Source organism: Lysinibacillus sp. FJAT-14745 (assembly GCF_001275675.1).
In the GTDB taxonomy this organism is placed as follows: Bacteria; Bacillota; Bacilli; order Bacillales_A; family Planococcaceae; genus Lysinibacillus.
In genome coordinates, this window is record NZ_LITM01000006.1 from 511,571 (window position 1) to 528,113 (window position 16,543).

Genomic DNA, 16,543 nt, shown 5'->3' on the forward strand with positions numbered 1-16,543 from the left:
GAGGAAAAAAATATGTTAAAAAACGCAATGGAATATTTAGTAGGATTAGCACGCCCAACAGTTATCGAGGTAGAAGGACAAAACTTTTCAACAGTTGATTTAACACGAATTAAAGAACAGGCAAATGTTAGCGAGTTGCAAGTGAATACACTTACAGGATTAGTTGATTATATTAAATCTCAATTCGATGGCGAAAAACAATTAATGATTCAAGTTAAATCACCAACTGATGTGCGCCTGTTTGATGCACTTGATAGCACAAATGACCGTCGTACTTATATTCAAGCAAAGGCATTGCTGCCAACTATCACATTCGAAAGATTTATCGATCGTGAAGAATTCCAAATTATGATGCAGGCTAATTTCGTGGATAACACCGACAAGCAAATTGTTTTAGACATCATCAGTAACATTGTTGAAGATGGTAGCGCTGAAATTAAGGACAATGGAATGGCTCAACAGGTTACTGTGAAAAAAGGTGTTGCATCTGTAGGGTATGAAACGATTCCTGGACGTGTGGCATTAAAACCATTCCGAACATTTGCTGAAGTCACTCAGCCAGAGAGTGAATTTATTTTAAGATTACGAGAAGGTTCAAGAGTTGCATTATTTGAAGCTGATGGTGGGGCATGGGAACTCAACGCTATTCATTCAATCAAAGAACATCTGACAACTGAATTAGAGGAACAAATTGCGGCTAAAAAACTATTTATCATCGGTTAATTAAATCGAAGGTGCTTCGGCACCTTTTCCTTTTATGACATGGAGGGCAAACATGAGTAAAACAAAATACGGAAATAAGAAAGTTGTACATGACGGAATTACATTCGATTCAGCGATGGAAGCAAAGTATTATGATCTTTTGAAACAGCTACAAGCACAAGGTATTGTGACCTCCTTTGAATTACAGCCAAGGTTTGTGCTATTGCCAAAGTTCGAAAAGAACGGCAAGAAATATCGCGAGATTGGTTATAACGCTGATTTTACTGTTCATTATGCAGATGGGCATACAGAAGTAGTCGACATTAAGGGAATGGTTACACAGCAGTTTGAGTTGAGAAAGAAGTTATTTGAATATCGTTATCCGCACGAATTAAAGCTTCTAACATATTCAAAGATTGATGGTGGTTGGATAACTCATGATGATCTTAAAAAGGCTAGGAAAGCACGTAAGCAAGCAAAAGTAGGGTGAGGAAAATGAACACGGTACGCAAGGAAGTTAAACAGCGTAGAGAAAGGTTAATCAATCAACAGGACCACATAGCTTTTCTCGAATGTCGAGGATGTCCGAAACGTAGAGCATATGACCCTACTAAAAAGTGCGGAAGATGCAAGACTTATAGGCAACTAAGAAACATCGGGAAAGAGCTTGAGCAGATTAGTCGTTTGCGAAGGTGGAGTAAGTGAATTTTTGAAAGAAAATGTTCAGTAAAATTCAATTCCTTAGTCAATTTGTAAATTCAGATAGCTTTTTGAATTCTTCTGGAGTAATGTTTTTGGCTTCATATGAAATCACTTTATTCTTATTTTTAAAATCTCCAGCAGGGATACGAAAAGTAATGCGTATTTGTGAATAAGGTGGATTTATAGGGCCTTCGTAACCAAGCGCTCTTAACGTTACATCATAATAGTCTTCCTGAATATTTCTTTGAATTTTTTCAATTCGTCCAGATGTGAATAATTGCATTTTTCCGTGTGTAGACATTGCTTCAAGGATAGATGGACCTAATTCACGTAAAAATGCTAACTCTAATATACTCGGTGGTTGATCTTGAGGTAAATATTCTATATCTGATTTTGCAAAAGCAGAATTTATTATTAGGAGACTCAATAAAAGTAAGGAGACGATTTTTATTTTTTTCATATATTTAAATCCTTTCTGCATTTGTTCTTGTTATTTGCAGATATAAGAAATTTTATGTATATGAATTTGAATAAATATCAAATTAACCTAACTGAACAATATGAGGAAAGAAACTATAAAAAAGGCCACTCGGTGGAAAGTGACCCTAAACCCAAAAATCAGAAGGGAGGTGCCTAACTATTATTATTTATTGACCATCATAGCTATCAACAGATGTTTTTGTTAATACGATCTATTCATGAAACTAGCACCGACAATAATTAGAAGAATGAACAGTACAACGATAAAAGCGAATGGGTTTCGTTCGCGACGCTCTTCGCGAAATTCTCCACAGTATTCCATAAAATATCCCTCCTTTCTATAATCTATAATATGTAGAGTTATAAAAATGAGAGGTGGCGTTAATCTAATTAATATTTTCTTTTGAAAAAAATATACATGTTACGTATTTTGAGAAAGGTTTTGAGAAGGGAGGAGATTGAAATATGAAAGCTATAGAAGAGTTAGAAAAAAGACTTAGAGGTGAAATGGCTTCCAGAATGGATGATAGGGATATTGTAGACATCCTTGAAGTTCTTCAGGGTGCTAGACAGGAAATCGAACGTTTAAATCAAGTAATTACCAAACTTAGGGTAGAGCCATGTCCAATTTGTGATGAACAATAATTACTGTACACTTTGAGGAAAGAAACTATTAAAGGGTCACCAGACTAGGAGGCGACCCTTAAATCGGAAATGTTAATATCCAGTCATGAATGTAGCGCCGACAATAATTAGAAGAATAAATAGAACAACAATTAAGGCAAATGTAGAACCATTACCGCCGCCGTAATAGCCGCAGTTATTAAAGCCACCAACATTTCCACCATAGTATCCCATAAAGCACACCTCCTTTCTACAATATATAATATGTTAGCTGTAGAGAAGGAGTATGGTTGATAAACCATTTAGCTATAGGCATTAAAAAATATATTTTTGTGAGATAAGACCATAAAAAAAGGGCCACTTGGGATGGAGTGACCCTTAGTAAAATAGATTAGGAGGCGTAAGGCTAAATTAGCTTTACCTTACTATTATTATGATGTGATAGCTATGTTTGTATAGTGAATTGCCTGTGAAATAGATTTAAAAATAAAAAAGCCGCAGCGTCGTCACACGCTACAGCTCAGAATTGGTTATGCCCTTTGAGGTTTATCAAAAGTATTATACCACAACTTAGGAGGGCAAACCTATGAAACAAGGGCAAAAACAATTAAATCGTTATCAGTTGGACAAGGCAATTAAGAAGTATCACGACAACATGTGCAAGTACATGAGAATGAAGGATGAGCTTGATTCATTAACAGTTGCTGCATCTACAGCACAATATGGAATTGAAGCAACAATGCCAAAAGCAGTTGGAAGTACAAGCGATCCAGTACATGCACATGTTCAAATTAGAGCTTCACGTGAGGTTCGTATTAACAAAATCAAAGATGAATTATTAATGGTTCAAAATCTAACAGACAAGGTAACTGGCGACATCGAGCAAGAAGTGCTTTATTGGTTGCTTGAGGGCATGCCTTTCCGTTGGATTGGTGCAAAACTTAATATGAGTCATACAAGCGTACAGCGAGTGCGTGAACGAGTTATTGATATGATGATGAAGTAACCTTCGGGTTGCTTCTTTTTTAATTTAGCAGAATCTTATGTACTATTATGAATATAACTGAAAAATTTGGAAACCTTATGATACGCTTAGTTTTTATAGTTTTTAAGATATAAACATCGTTTCTAATTCAACTAACGGTGCAGTTTAGTTCAATAAGAGGTACGATATTTAGGAATATTAGAACTAAAATATGAGGGAAACAGGAGGATGAATTAATGAGTAAAACAGTTGCTTTTTCAGTTACTACAAAACAAGTGAAAGAAGCTGCTACTTTACAAGAATTGGGTATAGATGAAGATATGGACAATAAAGCATAGTCCATACTTCACCACTATACAAAAAGATATTGTTACTTATCTGCTAATCGTTTTTACACTTTGTTGATATATGAAAACACTGCTTATTATTCCAAGGCTACCAAGTAACAAAATCCATACGTGGTTAGAAAAAAATCCATACACCAGAATTGCACTACCAATAATTCCACTTGAAAATGCGCTGAATACTATGGATTTTTTTGTTGGTTTAGGGAATCGAATAGAGGTTCCTAGATTTTTATTTCCCCATTCACAAGCGGCATCCATTATCATATACATTTTGTCCAACATCTTTATCTCTCCCTTTTCTCCTAAATTTAAAATACGATGTAAGAAGCAAAAGCGTTAGAAAGAGCACCCAAAAAAGCTAACAATGAAGCTGATAAAAAAACCACTCCGACAAACTTTTTCTTCTTCTGTTCTCTATTCTTTTTGGATATTGATATTAAAATTAACCCTAAAATTAATAGGACAATCGCTACACTGATATCAAATAAGATAAAGAAAGGTGCTGTTTCTTTAAGAAAGTCTATAATACTCCAAAATAAACTCATTTCTATCCCGCCTATTCTATATTTGAAATAAATCCTCTACTCAAAAACACTTGCTACCAACTGTTTAGTCATAAATTTAAAAGCAGTTAAATGATCACAATTCTTTGAAATTCCTTCTTTACTTGCAATACTTGAAAGAAGTACCGAGAAAGTAGAAAAGGCTAAATTTTCAGGAACTTTTAATTTGAGATCTGCTTGTTTGATTGCAGTACGAAAAAGATCATTACTATCAAATGCTAATTTTCCTTTCATTTCCTCGGATAATTTACTATAAAATGATGTGAAATCGGTCGTTTTTACGTCATAAAGAAATGGTTTGCTTTCGTATTCATAGTAAAGCTGAATTATTGCTGTTTCAAAGCCGGACTTTTCAGGGCATAGTTTAATTCGCTCAATAAAATTCCCATAAATAGTTTCTTGAAGGTCGTTCAAAACCTCAAAAAAAAGTTCTTCTTTACTTGAATAAAATTTATAAAACGTACCTGTTGATATTTCTGTTTTCTCACACAATGCGCCAATGCTCGTCTCTTTATAACCCTGAGAAATCCAAAATGTCATACATTCATCTTTCAATTTACTTTTAATCAGAACTTTATCTTCTTCTGAAAAAACTTTTTTTCCTCTCGCCACAGGTGAACACCTCCTTTACGAATCATTTACACGAATATTCTTTATGAATATTCGTAATTTATATTCATATACTACCACCAACACTGACTCTTAACAAGGGATAAACAATAAATAATCCCTTTTTTTATCTGTGGCTTTAAAACGAAGTCTAAGAGCAATTACAGCTGAGGGTAGTAATTGCAACAATCTTTTAGAAAACAGCCATTTTAAAAGAGCCTTTATTTAATAAATATAGATGTTACAAACGTGCCAAATGTGACAGATGTTCCAAATGTTCCAAACGTATCATTTTAAACAATATACAGTGTAAACTTAAGGGGAGGTCGGACAGGTAAATGTTTCTTCCCTTGGTATTTATAAAATCCTAAATATTAGGGGAAGACAGACCGACGACCGACCTGCGCTTGACAGGCTAGTCCGGAGCGTGACATACATGGCCGGCCCATATTTTTAAGAGATTAGGTATCTTAATTAATATAAAAGGCTAAAAATTGCTGAAGGAGTGGTTTTTATGTGAACTTCGTCCACTTTCCATGATTCAGTCAAACTTACTAAACTTACTGAGCAACAAGTGCACGGAAATGCACTATAAATAAAAACACAATTTGCTTTACGATATAACGTGGTGCAGCTCTACCACGGTTCTAAAAGTGAGCTATCGACAATTAAATATTTTTACATGTAGAAAAAAGCCTTAAGAGGTAGTGTTGAAATCTACAACGAAACTTTTTATGTCCAATTCCGTAGAAATAATTGGAAACATATTAGGAGTTGTGGGTGAAAAGAGAATGAGAGATTTTTTTAAGGAAATTATTAAAGAAGTTAAAAGGCAACTAACAAACGAACAACCATCAATTGAGAACATTTTAGATGGAACAATTATAGATTGGTTCGTACCTATTTTCGATTTCATACTGTTCCCAGAAGTTTACCTTTTCCTAGCTTCTTCATTGGTGTGGAAAATGATTTTTTCATTACTATTGGCAGGAATGATTATTCTCATTACTTTATTGATAGAAAAAGTTATAGAGAAAAAGACTAGTAAAGAAAAGGTTAAAGAATTGGATGAAAAATTAGCATGGTTTATTCTCGCTCCTATTCTATTCTATGGAGTAAAAGGGTTAGCCTATGGTTTTCTTTTATTCAAACCAATGTTGTAGCTATAAGCTATCTCATATAGAGATGGCTTTTTCTTTTGCTTTGAAAACTGCATCAAACAGCCAATTGGAGAATGCGCGAAATGCAAATAGAGGGCGGAGTTTGGTGTGGTTTTGAAAGTAGACTTTGTAGAAAATTGTTCCAATTTGTTGCCTCTCGAATTATTATTGAGTGGGAGGTGAAAATATGAGTGATGATATTAAACGATATTTAATATATACTTTCTCTTTTTCGTGGATACTTTGGGGGATACTAATTGGCTTAGTAAAAATGGGTATTACTACATTCGGCACTCCATTAGCGATGGTGTTTTTTATTTGTGGAGGTATTATGCCAGCTATCATTGGAATTAGTCTAAAGAAAATATATAGATCAAATGAGGAGTTTAGTGTTTATATCAAAAATATTGTTAACCCTAAACATCATTTTGGATGGTATATTCTGATTATTGTTCTGGCTTTTATTAGTAGTTACTTGCCAACGTTATTTGGTGGAGCAACGATGCAAAAACCCTTATACATGGCATTTCTTAGTTTCCCAATGATGATTATTGGTGGCGGAGTTGAGGAAATTGGATGGAGGGGGTTCTTGCAACCTGCACTCCAGAAAAAGTTTTCGATATTTATTAGTACCATAATCGTGAGCATAATATGGGCTTTTTGGCACCTGCCGTTATGGTTCATTCCAGGCACTAACCAGTCTCAAAGAAACTTTATTTACTTTATTATCACGTTAGTTGCCATATCATTCATCTATTCTATAATTTATAATGCAACTAAAAGTATCTTCATGTGTATCGTTTACCATGCATTTATGAATTCTTTTTGGAGCGTATTTGTACCAAATGATAAGATTTTACCGGCTTTTTCTACTCTTATCTTTGGAATTTGCATTTTTACGGTATATAAATTAGTGATAAAAAGAAAAAGTGTTTTATTAACTGGATAATAAGGATAAAGAATGGAAATCATTTTAATTCTTACGTATTCTATAGGGGAGAAAAATAGAAAACGATATATCAAAAACAACATCGATTTTGATGTTGTTTTAATTTTTTTTAGAGCAAATAGCATAATGGGGTGATTACAAAACAAACAAATGACGTTGGAGGTGGTGGTTATGAGATATGGCTAGACCAAGGAATCCGAAACGTGATGAGGCGTTTCAAATGTGGCTTGAAAGCAAAGGGCAAATGCTCTTGAAGGATATTGCCGAGCATTTAGAATTATCTGATTCGCAAATCCGAAAGTGGAAGAATCAAGATAAATGGGATGACCAATTGAAAGGTAACGTTACTAAATCAAATGGTAACGTTACTAAACGCAGTAGAGGGGCACAAGTTGGGAACAACAACGCTAAGGGCCATGGTGCACCTAAGCAAAATCAGAACGCTGTTAGTCATGGTTTCTTTCAAAAGTTCCTACCCGAAGAAACACTTGAAATCATGGAAGCGATGAACGAACGTTCTCCTTCTGATTTAATCTGGGATCAAATACAAATTCAATATGCTGCAATCATTCGAGCACAAAAAATCATGCATGTTGAATCCAAAGACGAAATGATTAAAGAAGTAAAAAAAGTTAAATATGACGTTTGCAACGTTGAAGATGGCGTGATAAATGAAAAAACATCCGTGCCATTTGAAATTGAATATGAATTCCAACGTTCTTGGGAAAGACAGGCGCAACTACTCACTGCTCAATCGAGAGCAATAGGGGAGTTGCGTTCTTCTATTCGTCAGTTTGTTGAGATGGCTGATGCTGATGATGAACGTAGGCTTAAACTTGAGCAGATGCAGTTAAATATTGATAAGACGAAAGTAGAAATCGCTAATCTTGATAAAGACCGCGATAAATCAGTTCGAGTGGTGATTGTGGATGATGTGTAATGACTGATAAACGAATAAGTATAGCTAGTATCATTACAGAACAGTTTAAACCGTTTTGGCGTGCGTCCAGAGCGAAAGTACATCTACGCTATGTCTTAAAGGGTGGCCGTGGTTCTGGGAAGTCATTTCATATTCCAATGCGTATCTTGTTAGACATCATGGAGTATCCAGTATCTTCCCTTGGTATCAGGAAAGTGCAGAATACCATTTTGAAATCGGTGTACGCTAACTTTAAGGCTGCCGCAAACATAATGGGAGTTCGTGATCAATTCCGTTTTGTTGATTCTAAACTTGAGATTACTTACTTAGGCAGAGGGAACAAGATTTATTTCGCTGGTGCTGATGATCCAGAGAAGATTAAATCTATCAAAGATGCTGATTTCCCATTAGCTATCGTTTGGTTTGAGGAATTAGCCGAATTTAAGTCAGAAGATGAAGTAACGACAATTGAAAACTCAATCCTACGTGAGGAGTTGGAAGGGAAGATATTTTCGCAAGCTGACAGACAGCAAGCGTACCCTTTTGACTACTCTTTTTATTATTCCTACAATCCACCAAAGCGCAAGCAATCTTGGGTGAATAAGAAGTATGAAAGTTCAATGATTGATGCCAATACTTACGTTGATCATTCAACTTATTTAGGAAATCCGCATCTATCGAAAAAGTTTATTGAAGAAGCAGAAAATGTTAAGAAAAATAAACCTTTGAAATATCGATGGGAATATCTTGGCGAAGCAATCGGTAGTGGTGTTGTACCATTTGACAACTTACAAATTGAAAAAGGCTCAATCACTGATGAAATGGTTGCATCATTTGACAACATCCGAAATGGTAATGATTTTGGATATGCAACGGATCCACTAGCATTTGTCCGTTGGCATTACGACAAAAAGAAAAATGGTATCTATGCAGTTGATGAAATTTATGGTGTGAAAATCAGTAATCGAAAACTAGCCGAGAAATTGAAAGCTAAAGGCTATCAATCAGATCGTATTGCAGCTGATTCAGCGGAACCTAAGTCTATCGCTGAATTACGTGATGAACAAGGAATACTACGTATTTATGGTGTTAAGAAAGGTCCTGACAGTGTGGAATACGGCGAAGAATGGCTCGATGATTTAGATTTCATTTGTATTGATCCATTACGTACTCCTAACATTGCGAAAGAGTTTGAGAACATCGATTACCAGACAGATAAAGACGGTAATCCTATTGCTCGTTTAGAGGATAAAGACAACCACACAATTGATGCTACACGCTATGCATTTGAAGAAGATATGCGAGGCAACACATACAGTTTTGACTAGAAAGAGGTGAGAACATGGGTTTATTTCCGTTCCAGGGGGCTGTTACAGACACTGAGATTATCAACGAAAACATAACAGATGGTGCAAATGATGTTATAACAGATATCAAATGGCTAGAAAATGAGATTAATAAGTTTAAAAAGTCAGAGAAGAGAAAGTGGATGTTAATAGGCGAGGCTTATTATGAAGGTGATCAAGAAATTTTAAAGCGTAAACGTTGGGTTATTGGTAAAGGTGGGAAATTAGAGATAAATGATAACCTACCAAACAACAAGATATTGGATAACCAGTATGCCAAGCTTGTTGACCAAAAAGTAAATTATCAACTTGGCAAACCAATAACAATGGAAACTGAAAATAACAAGTACTTGAAGAAATTACAAGATATTTTCAATAAACGATTTCATCGAATATTGCGAAGTGTTGGTCAGGATTCTTTGAATGGCGGTATTGGTTGGCTATATCCGCATTACGATGGAAACGGTGAGTTTGCTATCAAAAGGTTTCCTCCACATGAAATTATTCCGTTTTGGAAGGATTCAGATCAAACGATTCTTGATTTCGCAATTCGTATATATGCTGTAAAGGTATACGAAGGTGATAGAGAAGTTGTAGTTGAAAAGGCAGAGGTATATAGCGAAAATGGTGTGGAGCATTATGAATGGTTCGCAGGTCGACTTATACAAGATGCAACAAAGGCTACAACGTCCTATATCACTATGAATGATGGCGAAATTGAATTAAATATGAATTGGCAGCGAGCACCTTTAATTCCTTTTAAATTTAATAACAAGGAAATACCTCTAATCAAGCGTGTAAAGTCTCTTCAAGATGGCATTAACATTATGTTAAGTGACTTTGAAAACAACATGCAGGAGGACGCACGAAATACAATTTTAGTTCTGCACAATTATGATGGGCAGGATTTAGGAGAGTTTAGACGCAATCTATCCATATACGGTACAGTTAAAGTACGTTCAGCAGATGGGGCAAAGGGTGGCGTAGAAACTTTAACGATTGAAGTCAATGCCGATAACTACAAATCTATCTTATCGCTATTTAAAAAGGCGCTGATTGAAAACGGCAGAGGCTATGACGCAAAGGATGAGCGCATGGCAAATAACCCAAATCAATTAAATATCAGAGCTATGTACAGTGAGATTGATCTCGACGCTGATGGTATTGAAACGGAGTTCCAAGCTTCATTCGAGGAATTGCTATGGTTTATCAATGTTCATTTAGCTAACACAGGACAAGGCGATTACGAAGGTGAATATGTAAATATCATTTTTAATCGTGATATCCTCATCAACGAGATGGAAGTAGTTGAGGTATTAAATAAATCTCCTTATTTATCTGAAGAAACAAAGATTGCACAGCATCCTTACGTAAAAGACGTACAAGAAGAGTTAAAACGAAACAAAAAAGAACGTCAAGAACGTATGAATGAGTTCGATGGATATGATGATCATTTTAAAGCTATAAATTCAAAGTCTGGTGATGACAATGGTCAAGAGTAGAGACTATTGGCGACGACGTTTTGAAATGTTGGAGCAAGCACAACATGAAAAGAGTGAGAGCTACTACAAGGATCTCGAAAAAGCATATATCAAGACGATGCAAGAAATCGAAAAAGACATTGCTAGATGGTATCAACGTTTTGCTGAAAACAATGAAATGACTCTTGAAGAAGCGAAACAGCTACTAAAGAGTGAAGAATTAGAAGAGTTTCGCTGGACTGTTGAGGAATACATCGAATATGGCAAAAAGAATGCTATTAATCAGAAGTGGATGAAACAACTCGAAAATGCATCTTCTCGTGTCCATATAAGCCGTTTAGAGAGTTTGCAACTACAATTACAACAACATGTAGAAAAGCTGTATGGTGGTCAAATTGAAGGGTTTCAGGAGTTAATGGAAGAGGTATATCAGTCTCAGTATTATCATACAGCATTTGAAGTGCAAAAAGCTTTTGAGATTGGTTTTACTTTGCAGCCACTAGACGAAACAAAATTAACGAAAATAATTAGTAAGCCTTGGACTGCTGATGGTCAAACTTTCAGCCAAAAGATATGGAGAGACCGCAATCTATTGTTAGATACACTGCACACTGAACTTATTCAATCAATGGCCCGTGGTGAAGCACCTGACCGTATGATTAGTTCTATATTTAAGAAAATGAATACCTCACGTTCCAACGCTGCTCGTCTAGTAATGACTGAATCAGCGTTTTTTAGTGCTTCTGCTCAAAAGGATGCATTTGATGAGCTTGATGTAGAAAAGTACGAGATTATAGCTACATTAGATTTTAAAACGAGTTCTATATGTCGAACGATGGATGGCAAGGTTTTTAAACAAGATGATTTCATGCCAGGCGTAACAGCGAATCCGTTTCATCCAAGATGTAGAACAACAACAGCACCGTATTTTGATGATGATTACAACGAAAGAATTGCTCGTGATTTAGAAGGTAAAACGTATTACGTACCGGGCAATATGAAGTATGAAGAATGGTATCAAACTCAAGTTGATAAACATGGCGAAGAGAGAATTGAACGCTATAAGAAGATGCAACGCAATCAGAAAACCGATAAAGAGCAGTATAATAAATACAAAAATATACTTGGTCAAAATGCACTTAAATCTTTTGAAGAATTCCAAGATATTAAGTATAGTAATGGTAACGAGTGGAATAAACTGCAAGATAATTTGTATGTTAAAACAAATCTACAAAATGGCACTTTCGGGACCTTGGTTAATCCAGAAAAACAAGCTCCACATATGGATTCAACTCAAACAGAAGGGAAAAGTTACTTCTTCGATACGGTGGATGTACAAAAGATACTAGACAAATACGCTGGGACAGGTATTGTTGAAAAAGACAGGCACGGGAAAAGAACTGTTAAAGAAGTAATCGTTGTTGATGATATAGTAGGAATAGCAGTTTCAACAAACGGTACTTATGAAACAAACAAAATAAAAATCCATCACTCGAAAAAACGGACATACTTAGTGCCGATTAGATCAGACTGAAAGGAGTGGAAGCGTGGACATTTTCTATGATCCAGGGAAAAAGATTAAAGTTACTTTTACTGACAATCAAACTCTAGTAGGGATAGTTGACCATTGGACTTCCGCAATTGATAGTGAAGATGGCGTTCAGGAATTAACTATAATGCCAGTTGATGGTGAGTTTAAAGATCAGTTAGTTAATTTTAATGAAAATGAAGTAGAAAAGATTGAAATTATCAAGTAGGCACTTAACCAATGAAAAAGGTTGAGTGTTTTTATTATGCCTTTTCGTCTTTTTAGCGCTTGTAGACGTTAAAGAACAAGTGTTTAATACCCTAACAGGTCGTTGCCTGTAAAAAACGAATTAGGAGGCTAATCAGATGAAAAAAGAAGATTTAATTGCAATGGGATTAAGCGAGGAGCAAGCTGATGCTGTTGTTGGTAAATATGGAACTATGATTCCAAAAGAGCGCTTTGATGAGGTCAACAAGGCAAAGAAAACACTTGAAGATCAAGTGAAGAATCACGAAACTCAGTTGAAAGATTTACAAGACAAAGCCAAAGGTAACGATGAGTTGCAATCTGAAATCTCACGATTGCAAGAGGCTCAGAAAGAGGCTAAAACCCAGTATGAGCAACAGATAAAAGATGAACGCTTATCTAGTGCATTGAAGTTGGCCCTTGCTGGTAAAGTACATGATACAGACTTGGGTTCAGGTCTTATTGATCGAAAGACAATTGAATTAAGTGAAGATGGAAACATCACCAAAGGACTTGAGGAGCAGCTTAAAACGTTGCAAGATTCAAAGTCCTTTTTATTTATGCCAGAAAAGGAGAAACCGACTTTTAAAGGATGGGTTCCTACTGGAGGATTAGGAGATGGAGAGGGCACGAGTGATCTAGGCACTAACTTCGCAAAAATGGCGAATGAAAAGGGTTCAAGTGGTTCGAATAACAACCCTTGGGACTAAATAAAAGGAGGATTTTATATGCCGTATGTAAAAGCAATTGAAAAATTCCAACGAGCAAATTTTTTAGCATCATCAAAAGTACAAGCATTTACTTATTTAGTGAGTGATGTAGGTGTAACACCCGATGCGAATGGTAAGAAAATTGTAAAGGCAGGTACAATCTTACCAACTAATGATGCGACAGCTGTAGGCATCTTGTATACCGATGTTGATGTAACAAATGGACCACAACCAGGTTCTTTAATCGTTGAAGCATATGTACTGGAAGCACGATTGCACACAGCACCAGAAGATGCTGCTAAAACAGCATTAAAAGAAATTAAATTCCGATAATTGGAGGGAAATCAATATGCCAGACATTTTAGAGTTATTTGGTCAAAAAACAGTATTAGATTACATGAAAGAACGTCAATATCAAACTTACGGTATTGGAGAAGCGCTTTTTCCAGAAGTTAAACACGACACGCTTGAATTTGAGTACCTCGTAGGAGCAAATGAACTGCCAGTCATTGCAAAAGTACACTCTTTTGATACAGAGGCAGAGATTGGTTCATTGGAGGCTGCTAAACAAGTGTTGGAGGCTGCTTATATCAAGAAAAAGTATCAAATTACTGAAAAGGATTTGATTGCTTTACAATTCCCACGTACAGCGCAGGAACAACAATTTTTAATGCAACGTGTATTCAACTTAATCGACAAAGCAGCAAATGATGTACGTGCTCGTGTTGAATTAATGCGTATGCAAGCATTAACAACTGGTGAGTTGAAATTAGCATTAAACACTGCAAACAGTACATCACCGACCGTTACAGTTGACTATGGTGTACCAACAGACCATAAAGAAGCACTTGCTGGTACTGATCAATGGGGAACTGGTTCAGAAGATATTTTAGGAGATTTAGAACGTTGGTCTGGCGCGTTAGATATTACGCCAACTCGTGCTTTAACTTCTAAGAAAATCGCAGGACTTATTTTACGTAATCCGAAGATTATCGGATACCTATATGGTGCAGGTTCTGCACGTGTAGCTAATTTAGCAGACTTAAATGCATTCTTTGCACAACAAGGTTTACCAACTATTGCTGTATACGAAGCAAATTCAAACACGAAATATCGTGAGCAAAATGCTGATGGCACATATACAACAAAGAGCTACTTCCCAGACAATAAATTTGTAATGTTTGGTGATGGACCACTTGGTGAATCGTTATATGGCCCAACACCAGAAGAATCTCGTCTTATCCGTAGTGCTTCTGACGTTGAAATGTCTACAATCGGCAAAGTTATCGGTATGGTGTATGAAGAAGGAAAAGATCCAGTATCAACATGGGCAAAAGCAGCTGCTACAGCTATTCCATCATTCCCGGAAGCTCAAAATGTATTCCAAGCACAACCGATTGCATAAGGAGGTTGCTTCTAGTGGCAAATATTAAAGTAAAAGTTAAAAATGACGCTTTCCCAATTCGTTATAAAGGAGAGCGTTTTTTAGTCGGCGATGAATTGACTATTGATGAAAAACATTTTATAGAATCAACAATGGAACAATTAGAGGAGCCTAAAAAAGCTACTCGATCTACTAAAACAGTAGAAAGCGAGTGATTTGCATGTATCTTGATACAGTAATGCGGTTATCTGCTTTAGGAGTCACTCTATCAAGTGCTCCAAGTAGTTCAGACGATATGTTACTAAAATTCGCTATCGATAAAGTGACCAATCACATCAATAACCAAACAAACCTTTATACAGTGCCACAAGGCCTACACGAAATTGCTGTAGATATGGTTGTTGGAGAATTTCTGCTTACAAAAAAGTCTATGGGCCTACTTGATGTTGAAACACTCAATTTTGAAGTCGTTGCTAAACAGGTGCAGGATGGCGACACAAATGTGGTGTTTGCAGTCGAAGCCAACAATACTCCGGAAGCTCAATTCAATGCCTTTGTAGTTTACCTACAGCACAATGAAGTTGATTTTGTCCGTTATAGGGTACTAACATGGTAAGCGCGAGACGTAAGGCATTAGAAAAGCTATGGCGAGGTAATTGTACAGTGAAGGCGTGGCAAGAAGTTGAGGATCCTATTACTCATGTTACGCAATCTAAAGAAGTGACGTTATATGAGAATCTTATGTGCAAGCTATCACATAAAACGCTAACAAGCGCTTCCTCAACGGGTGGGCCAGCTATAATTGCTGAACAAATCAAACTTTCGTTAGGTAATGAATATGAAATACCTGCAGGGTGTAAAATTATCGTTACTCAAGATAAGGTTACTGAACAATACACTCGCTCAGGTAAGCCAGGTATCTTTATGGATCATCAAGAGATTGTCCTAGATCTATTTAAGGAGTATGCATAATGGGCAGAGGTGGACGTGTTGATTATCGACAACTAAAAGCATTCGAGCGAAAGTTAGCTAAGTTAGCTGGTGCTGATTTTGATAATTTCTGTGAAGCAGCAGCCAAGGAGTTAGCAGCTAGAATGTTAGGGAAAGTAATTAGACGTACTCCTGTAGCTCCTATAGATGGAGGAACTTTAAGGCGTGGATGGACTATTGGACAAGTAAAAAAGAGTGGTTCTATCTACGGAATAGAGGTTATCAATGGTGTGGATTACGCGCAGTACGTTGAGTTTGGCCACAGAACAAGAAACCATGAAGGTTGGGTAAACGGTCGCTTTATGATGACTATTTCAGCAGATGAAGTAGAACAACAAGCACCAAAGCTACTTGAAAAAAAGCTATACACTATGCTAAAGGAGGCTTTTGATGGAGATTAATGATATTCAAAACGCTATATCCGTTAAGCTTCACGAAGCTTTTGGTAGCGACTATAAAAAATATATTGATGAAGTACCGCAGGGGTTTAAGACTCCTGCTTTTTTAATTCAATTTTTGAGTTTAGAGCATATAAGACAAATCGGAAATCGATGGAAAGTAACAACATTATTTAACGTTCAGTATTTCCCTAAAAACGGCTTGTCTGAGGCATCCAATATGACTTTGAAGGTACAACAAGCACTAAAAGAAATAACACTGTTAAATGGCTCTCTAATGCTTGGTACAGGAGCAAACAGTGAGGTAGTGGATGGTATAGGTCATAACTTTATTCGTTTCAATTTCTTTCTACAGGAAATTGAAGAGAAGATTTTCATGGGCTCGCTAGAGCAACACATAAAAACGAAAGGGTGAATGTG

At 36.2% G+C, this 16,543-nt stretch carries 25 protein-coding genes; 19 read left to right on the top strand and 6 right to left on the bottom strand.

The window, feature by feature from the left end; genetic code table 11:
• Positions 1-12 precede the first annotated feature (12 nt).
• Together AMS59_RS12500 and AMS59_RS12505 are read left to right on the top strand one after the other, a co-directional pair.
• Positions 13-723 (top strand): hypothetical protein, encoded by a 711-nt coding sequence (locus AMS59_RS12500; RefSeq protein ID WP_053484059.1) that lies wholly within the window; start codon positions 13-15, stop codon positions 721-723.
• 52 nt (positions 724-775) lie between these two features.
• Positions 776-1,192 (top strand): DUF1064 domain-containing protein, encoded by a 417-nt coding sequence (locus AMS59_RS12505; protein WP_053484060.1) that lies wholly within the window; start codon positions 776-778, stop codon positions 1,190-1,192.
• Positions 1,193-1,447: 255 nt separating this feature from the next.
• Here AMS59_RS12505 and AMS59_RS12510 read toward each other — a convergent pair whose 3' ends face one another.
• On the bottom strand, positions 1,448-1,864 hold the full coding sequence (locus AMS59_RS12510) for a DUF3888 domain-containing protein (protein WP_053484061.1): 417 nt from the start codon (positions 1,862-1,864) through the stop codon (positions 1,448-1,450).
• A gap of 222 nt (positions 1,865-2,086) precedes the next feature.
• Positions 2,087-2,206 (bottom strand): YjcZ family sporulation protein, encoded by a 120-nt coding sequence (locus AMS59_RS24250; RefSeq protein ID WP_082337482.1) that lies wholly within the window; start codon positions 2,204-2,206, stop codon positions 2,087-2,089.
• A gap of 143 nt (positions 2,207-2,349) precedes the next feature.
• Here AMS59_RS24250 and AMS59_RS12515 point away from each other — a divergent pair, with 143 nt between their 5' ends.
• On the top strand, positions 2,350-2,529 hold the full coding sequence (locus AMS59_RS12515) for a hypothetical protein (protein ID WP_053484062.1): 180 nt from the start codon (positions 2,350-2,352) through the stop codon (positions 2,527-2,529).
• A 72-nt stretch (positions 2,530-2,601) separates the two neighbouring features.
• On the opposite strand, the gene AMS59_RS24255 is transcribed toward AMS59_RS12515, so the two are convergent.
• Positions 2,602-2,742, bottom strand: coding sequence for a YjcZ family sporulation protein (locus AMS59_RS24255; protein ID WP_082337483.1), 141 nt, complete (start codon positions 2,740-2,742; stop codon positions 2,602-2,604).
• A gap of 352 nt (positions 2,743-3,094) precedes the next feature.
• Between AMS59_RS24255 and AMS59_RS12520 the strand changes: the two genes are divergently transcribed.
• Positions 3,095-3,514, top strand: coding sequence for a hypothetical protein (locus AMS59_RS12520; RefSeq protein ID WP_234007757.1), 420 nt, complete (start codon positions 3,095-3,097; stop codon positions 3,512-3,514).
• A 353-nt stretch (positions 3,515-3,867) separates the two neighbouring features.
• Here the strand turns inward: AMS59_RS12520 and AMS59_RS12525 are convergent, their stop codons facing one another.
• From AMS59_RS12525 to AMS59_RS12535, 3 genes are read right to left on the bottom strand one after another with little or no spacing between them, the layout of a single operon-like run.
• Entirely contained in the window at positions 3,868-4,122 is a 255-nt protein-coding gene (locus AMS59_RS12525) for a hypothetical protein (protein ID WP_053484063.1), read from the bottom strand.
• A 26-nt stretch (positions 4,123-4,148) separates the two neighbouring features.
• Positions 4,149-4,385: a hypothetical protein gene (locus AMS59_RS12530; protein ID WP_053484064.1), complete on the bottom strand. Its 237-nt coding sequence runs from the start codon at positions 4,383-4,385 to the stop codon at positions 4,149-4,151.
• A gap of 36 nt (positions 4,386-4,421) precedes the next feature.
• A complete protein-coding gene (locus AMS59_RS12535; RefSeq protein ID WP_053484065.1) occupies positions 4,422-5,015 on the bottom strand; it encodes a TetR/AcrR family transcriptional regulator in 594 nt (197 codons plus the stop codon).
• Positions 5,016-5,722: 707 nt separating this feature from the next.
• Between AMS59_RS12535 and AMS59_RS12540 the strand changes: the two genes are divergently transcribed.
• From AMS59_RS12540 to AMS59_RS12610, 15 genes are all read left to right on the top strand, one after another.
• Complete coding sequence (locus tag AMS59_RS12540) at positions 5,723-6,175, top strand: hypothetical protein (RefSeq protein WP_053484066.1); 453 nt, start codon at positions 5,723-5,725, stop codon at positions 6,173-6,175.
• A 184-nt stretch (positions 6,176-6,359) separates the two neighbouring features.
• A complete protein-coding gene (locus tag AMS59_RS12545) occupies positions 6,360-7,121 on the top strand; it encodes a CPBP family intramembrane glutamic endopeptidase (RefSeq protein WP_053484067.1) in 762 nt (253 codons plus the stop codon).
• Positions 7,122-7,299: 178 nt separating this feature from the next.
• Complete coding sequence (gene terS / locus AMS59_RS12550) at positions 7,300-8,061, top strand: phage terminase small subunit (RefSeq protein WP_082337484.1); 762 nt, start codon at positions 7,300-7,302, stop codon at positions 8,059-8,061.
• Entirely contained in the window at positions 8,061-9,368 is a 1,308-nt protein-coding gene (locus tag AMS59_RS12555) for a PBSX family phage terminase large subunit (RefSeq protein ID WP_053484068.1), read from the top strand. Before terS ends, AMS59_RS12555 begins: the two co-directional genes overlap by 1 nt.
• 14 nt (positions 9,369-9,382) lie before the next feature.
• A complete protein-coding gene (locus AMS59_RS12560; protein WP_199777739.1) occupies positions 9,383-10,888 on the top strand; it encodes a phage portal protein in 1,506 nt (501 codons plus the stop codon).
• Positions 10,875-12,401, top strand: a complete 1,527-nt coding sequence (locus AMS59_RS25850; RefSeq protein ID WP_234007758.1) for a minor capsid protein — start codon at positions 10,875-10,877, stop codon at positions 12,399-12,401. The genes AMS59_RS12560 and AMS59_RS25850 overlap by 14 nt, the downstream gene beginning before the upstream one ends.
• Positions 12,402-12,414: 13 nt before the next feature.
• Entirely contained in the window at positions 12,415-12,624 is a 210-nt protein-coding gene (locus AMS59_RS12570; protein ID WP_053484069.1) for a hypothetical protein, read from the top strand.
• Between the two features lie 136 nt (positions 12,625-12,760).
• On the top strand, positions 12,761-13,351 hold the full coding sequence (locus AMS59_RS12575; RefSeq protein ID WP_053484070.1) for a phage scaffolding protein: 591 nt from the start codon (positions 12,761-12,763) through the stop codon (positions 13,349-13,351).
• An 18-nt stretch (positions 13,352-13,369) separates the two neighbouring features.
• Positions 13,370-13,684, top strand: coding sequence for a hypothetical protein (locus AMS59_RS12580; protein WP_053484071.1), 315 nt, complete (start codon positions 13,370-13,372; stop codon positions 13,682-13,684).
• Between the two features lie 16 nt (positions 13,685-13,700).
• A complete protein-coding gene (locus tag AMS59_RS12585; protein ID WP_053484072.1) occupies positions 13,701-14,756 on the top strand; it encodes a major capsid protein in 1,056 nt (351 codons plus the stop codon).
• Positions 14,757-14,770: 14 nt separating this feature from the next.
• Positions 14,771-14,950 carry a hypothetical protein gene (locus tag AMS59_RS12590; protein ID WP_053484073.1) on the top strand — a complete coding sequence of 60 codons (180 nt, stop codon included), beginning with the start codon at positions 14,771-14,773 and terminating at the stop codon, positions 14,948-14,950.
• A gap of 5 nt (positions 14,951-14,955) precedes the next feature.
• Positions 14,956-15,351 (top strand): hypothetical protein, encoded by a 396-nt coding sequence (locus tag AMS59_RS12595; protein WP_053484074.1) that lies wholly within the window; start codon positions 14,956-14,958, stop codon positions 15,349-15,351.
• Complete coding sequence (locus AMS59_RS12600; RefSeq protein WP_053484075.1) at positions 15,345-15,707, top strand: hypothetical protein; 363 nt, start codon at positions 15,345-15,347, stop codon at positions 15,705-15,707. Before AMS59_RS12595 ends, AMS59_RS12600 begins: the two co-directional genes overlap by 7 nt.
• Complete coding sequence (locus AMS59_RS12605) at positions 15,707-16,126, top strand: HK97 gp10 family phage protein (protein ID WP_053484076.1); 420 nt, start codon at positions 15,707-15,709, stop codon at positions 16,124-16,126. The genes AMS59_RS12600 and AMS59_RS12605 overlap by 1 nt, the downstream gene beginning before the upstream one ends.
• Positions 16,116-16,538, top strand: a complete 423-nt coding sequence (locus tag AMS59_RS12610) for a DUF6838 family protein (RefSeq protein ID WP_156304638.1) — start codon at positions 16,116-16,118, stop codon at positions 16,536-16,538. Before AMS59_RS12605 ends, AMS59_RS12610 begins: the two co-directional genes overlap by 11 nt.
• Positions 16,539-16,543 lie beyond the last annotated feature (5 nt).

What these genes read in the sequence shown, in the direction of transcription:
- AMS59_RS12500 (WP_053484059.1), top strand. Translation starts at nt 13, where the DNA reads ATGTTAAAAAACGCAATGGAATATTTAGTAGGATTAGCACGCCCAACA.
- AMS59_RS12505 (WP_053484060.1), top strand. Translation starts at nt 776, where the DNA reads ATGAGTAAAACAAAATACGGAAATAAGAAAGTTGTACATGACGGAATT.
- AMS59_RS12510 (WP_053484061.1), bottom strand. Translation starts at nt 1,864, where the DNA reads ATGAAAAAAATAAAAATCGTCTCCTTACTTTTATTGAGTCTCCTAATA.
- AMS59_RS24250 (WP_082337482.1), bottom strand. Translation starts at nt 2,206, where the DNA reads ATGGAATACTGTGGAGAATTTCGCGAAGAGCGTCGCGAACGAAACCCA.
- AMS59_RS12515 (WP_053484062.1), top strand. Translation starts at nt 2,350, where the DNA reads ATGAAAGCTATAGAAGAGTTAGAAAAAAGACTTAGAGGTGAAATGGCT.
- AMS59_RS24255 (WP_082337483.1), bottom strand. Translation starts at nt 2,742, where the DNA reads ATGGGATACTATGGTGGAAATGTTGGTGGCTTTAATAACTGCGGCTAT.
- AMS59_RS12520 (WP_234007757.1), top strand. Translation starts at nt 3,095, where the DNA reads ATGAAACAAGGGCAAAAACAATTAAATCGTTATCAGTTGGACAAGGCA.
- AMS59_RS12525 (WP_053484063.1), bottom strand. Translation starts at nt 4,122, where the DNA reads ATGTTGGACAAAATGTATATGATAATGGATGCCGCTTGTGAATGGGGA.
- AMS59_RS12530 (WP_053484064.1), bottom strand. Translation starts at nt 4,385, where the DNA reads ATGAGTTTATTTTGGAGTATTATAGACTTTCTTAAAGAAACAGCACCT.
- AMS59_RS12545 (WP_053484067.1), top strand. Translation starts at nt 6,360, where the DNA reads ATGAGTGATGATATTAAACGATATTTAATATATACTTTCTCTTTTTCG.
- terS (WP_082337484.1), top strand. Translation starts at nt 7,300, where the DNA reads ATGGCTAGACCAAGGAATCCGAAACGTGATGAGGCGTTTCAAATGTGG.
- AMS59_RS12555 (WP_053484068.1), top strand. Translation starts at nt 8,061, where the DNA reads ATGACTGATAAACGAATAAGTATAGCTAGTATCATTACAGAACAGTTT.
- AMS59_RS12560 (WP_199777739.1), top strand. Translation starts at nt 9,383, where the DNA reads ATGGGTTTATTTCCGTTCCAGGGGGCTGTTACAGACACTGAGATTATC.
- AMS59_RS25850 (WP_234007758.1), top strand. Translation starts at nt 10,875, where the DNA reads ATGGTCAAGAGTAGAGACTATTGGCGACGACGTTTTGAAATGTTGGAG.
- AMS59_RS12575 (WP_053484070.1), top strand. Translation starts at nt 12,761, where the DNA reads ATGAAAAAAGAAGATTTAATTGCAATGGGATTAAGCGAGGAGCAAGCT.
- AMS59_RS12580 (WP_053484071.1), top strand. Translation starts at nt 13,370, where the DNA reads ATGCCGTATGTAAAAGCAATTGAAAAATTCCAACGAGCAAATTTTTTA.
- AMS59_RS12585 (WP_053484072.1), top strand. Translation starts at nt 13,701, where the DNA reads ATGCCAGACATTTTAGAGTTATTTGGTCAAAAAACAGTATTAGATTAC.
- AMS59_RS12595 (WP_053484074.1), top strand. Translation starts at nt 14,956, where the DNA reads ATGTATCTTGATACAGTAATGCGGTTATCTGCTTTAGGAGTCACTCTA.
- AMS59_RS12600 (WP_053484075.1), top strand. Translation starts at nt 15,345, where the DNA reads ATGGTAAGCGCGAGACGTAAGGCATTAGAAAAGCTATGGCGAGGTAAT.
- AMS59_RS12605 (WP_053484076.1), top strand. Translation starts at nt 15,707, where the DNA reads ATGGGCAGAGGTGGACGTGTTGATTATCGACAACTAAAAGCATTCGAG.
- AMS59_RS12610 (WP_156304638.1), top strand. Translation starts at nt 16,116, where the DNA reads ATGGAGATTAATGATATTCAAAACGCTATATCCGTTAAGCTTCACGAA.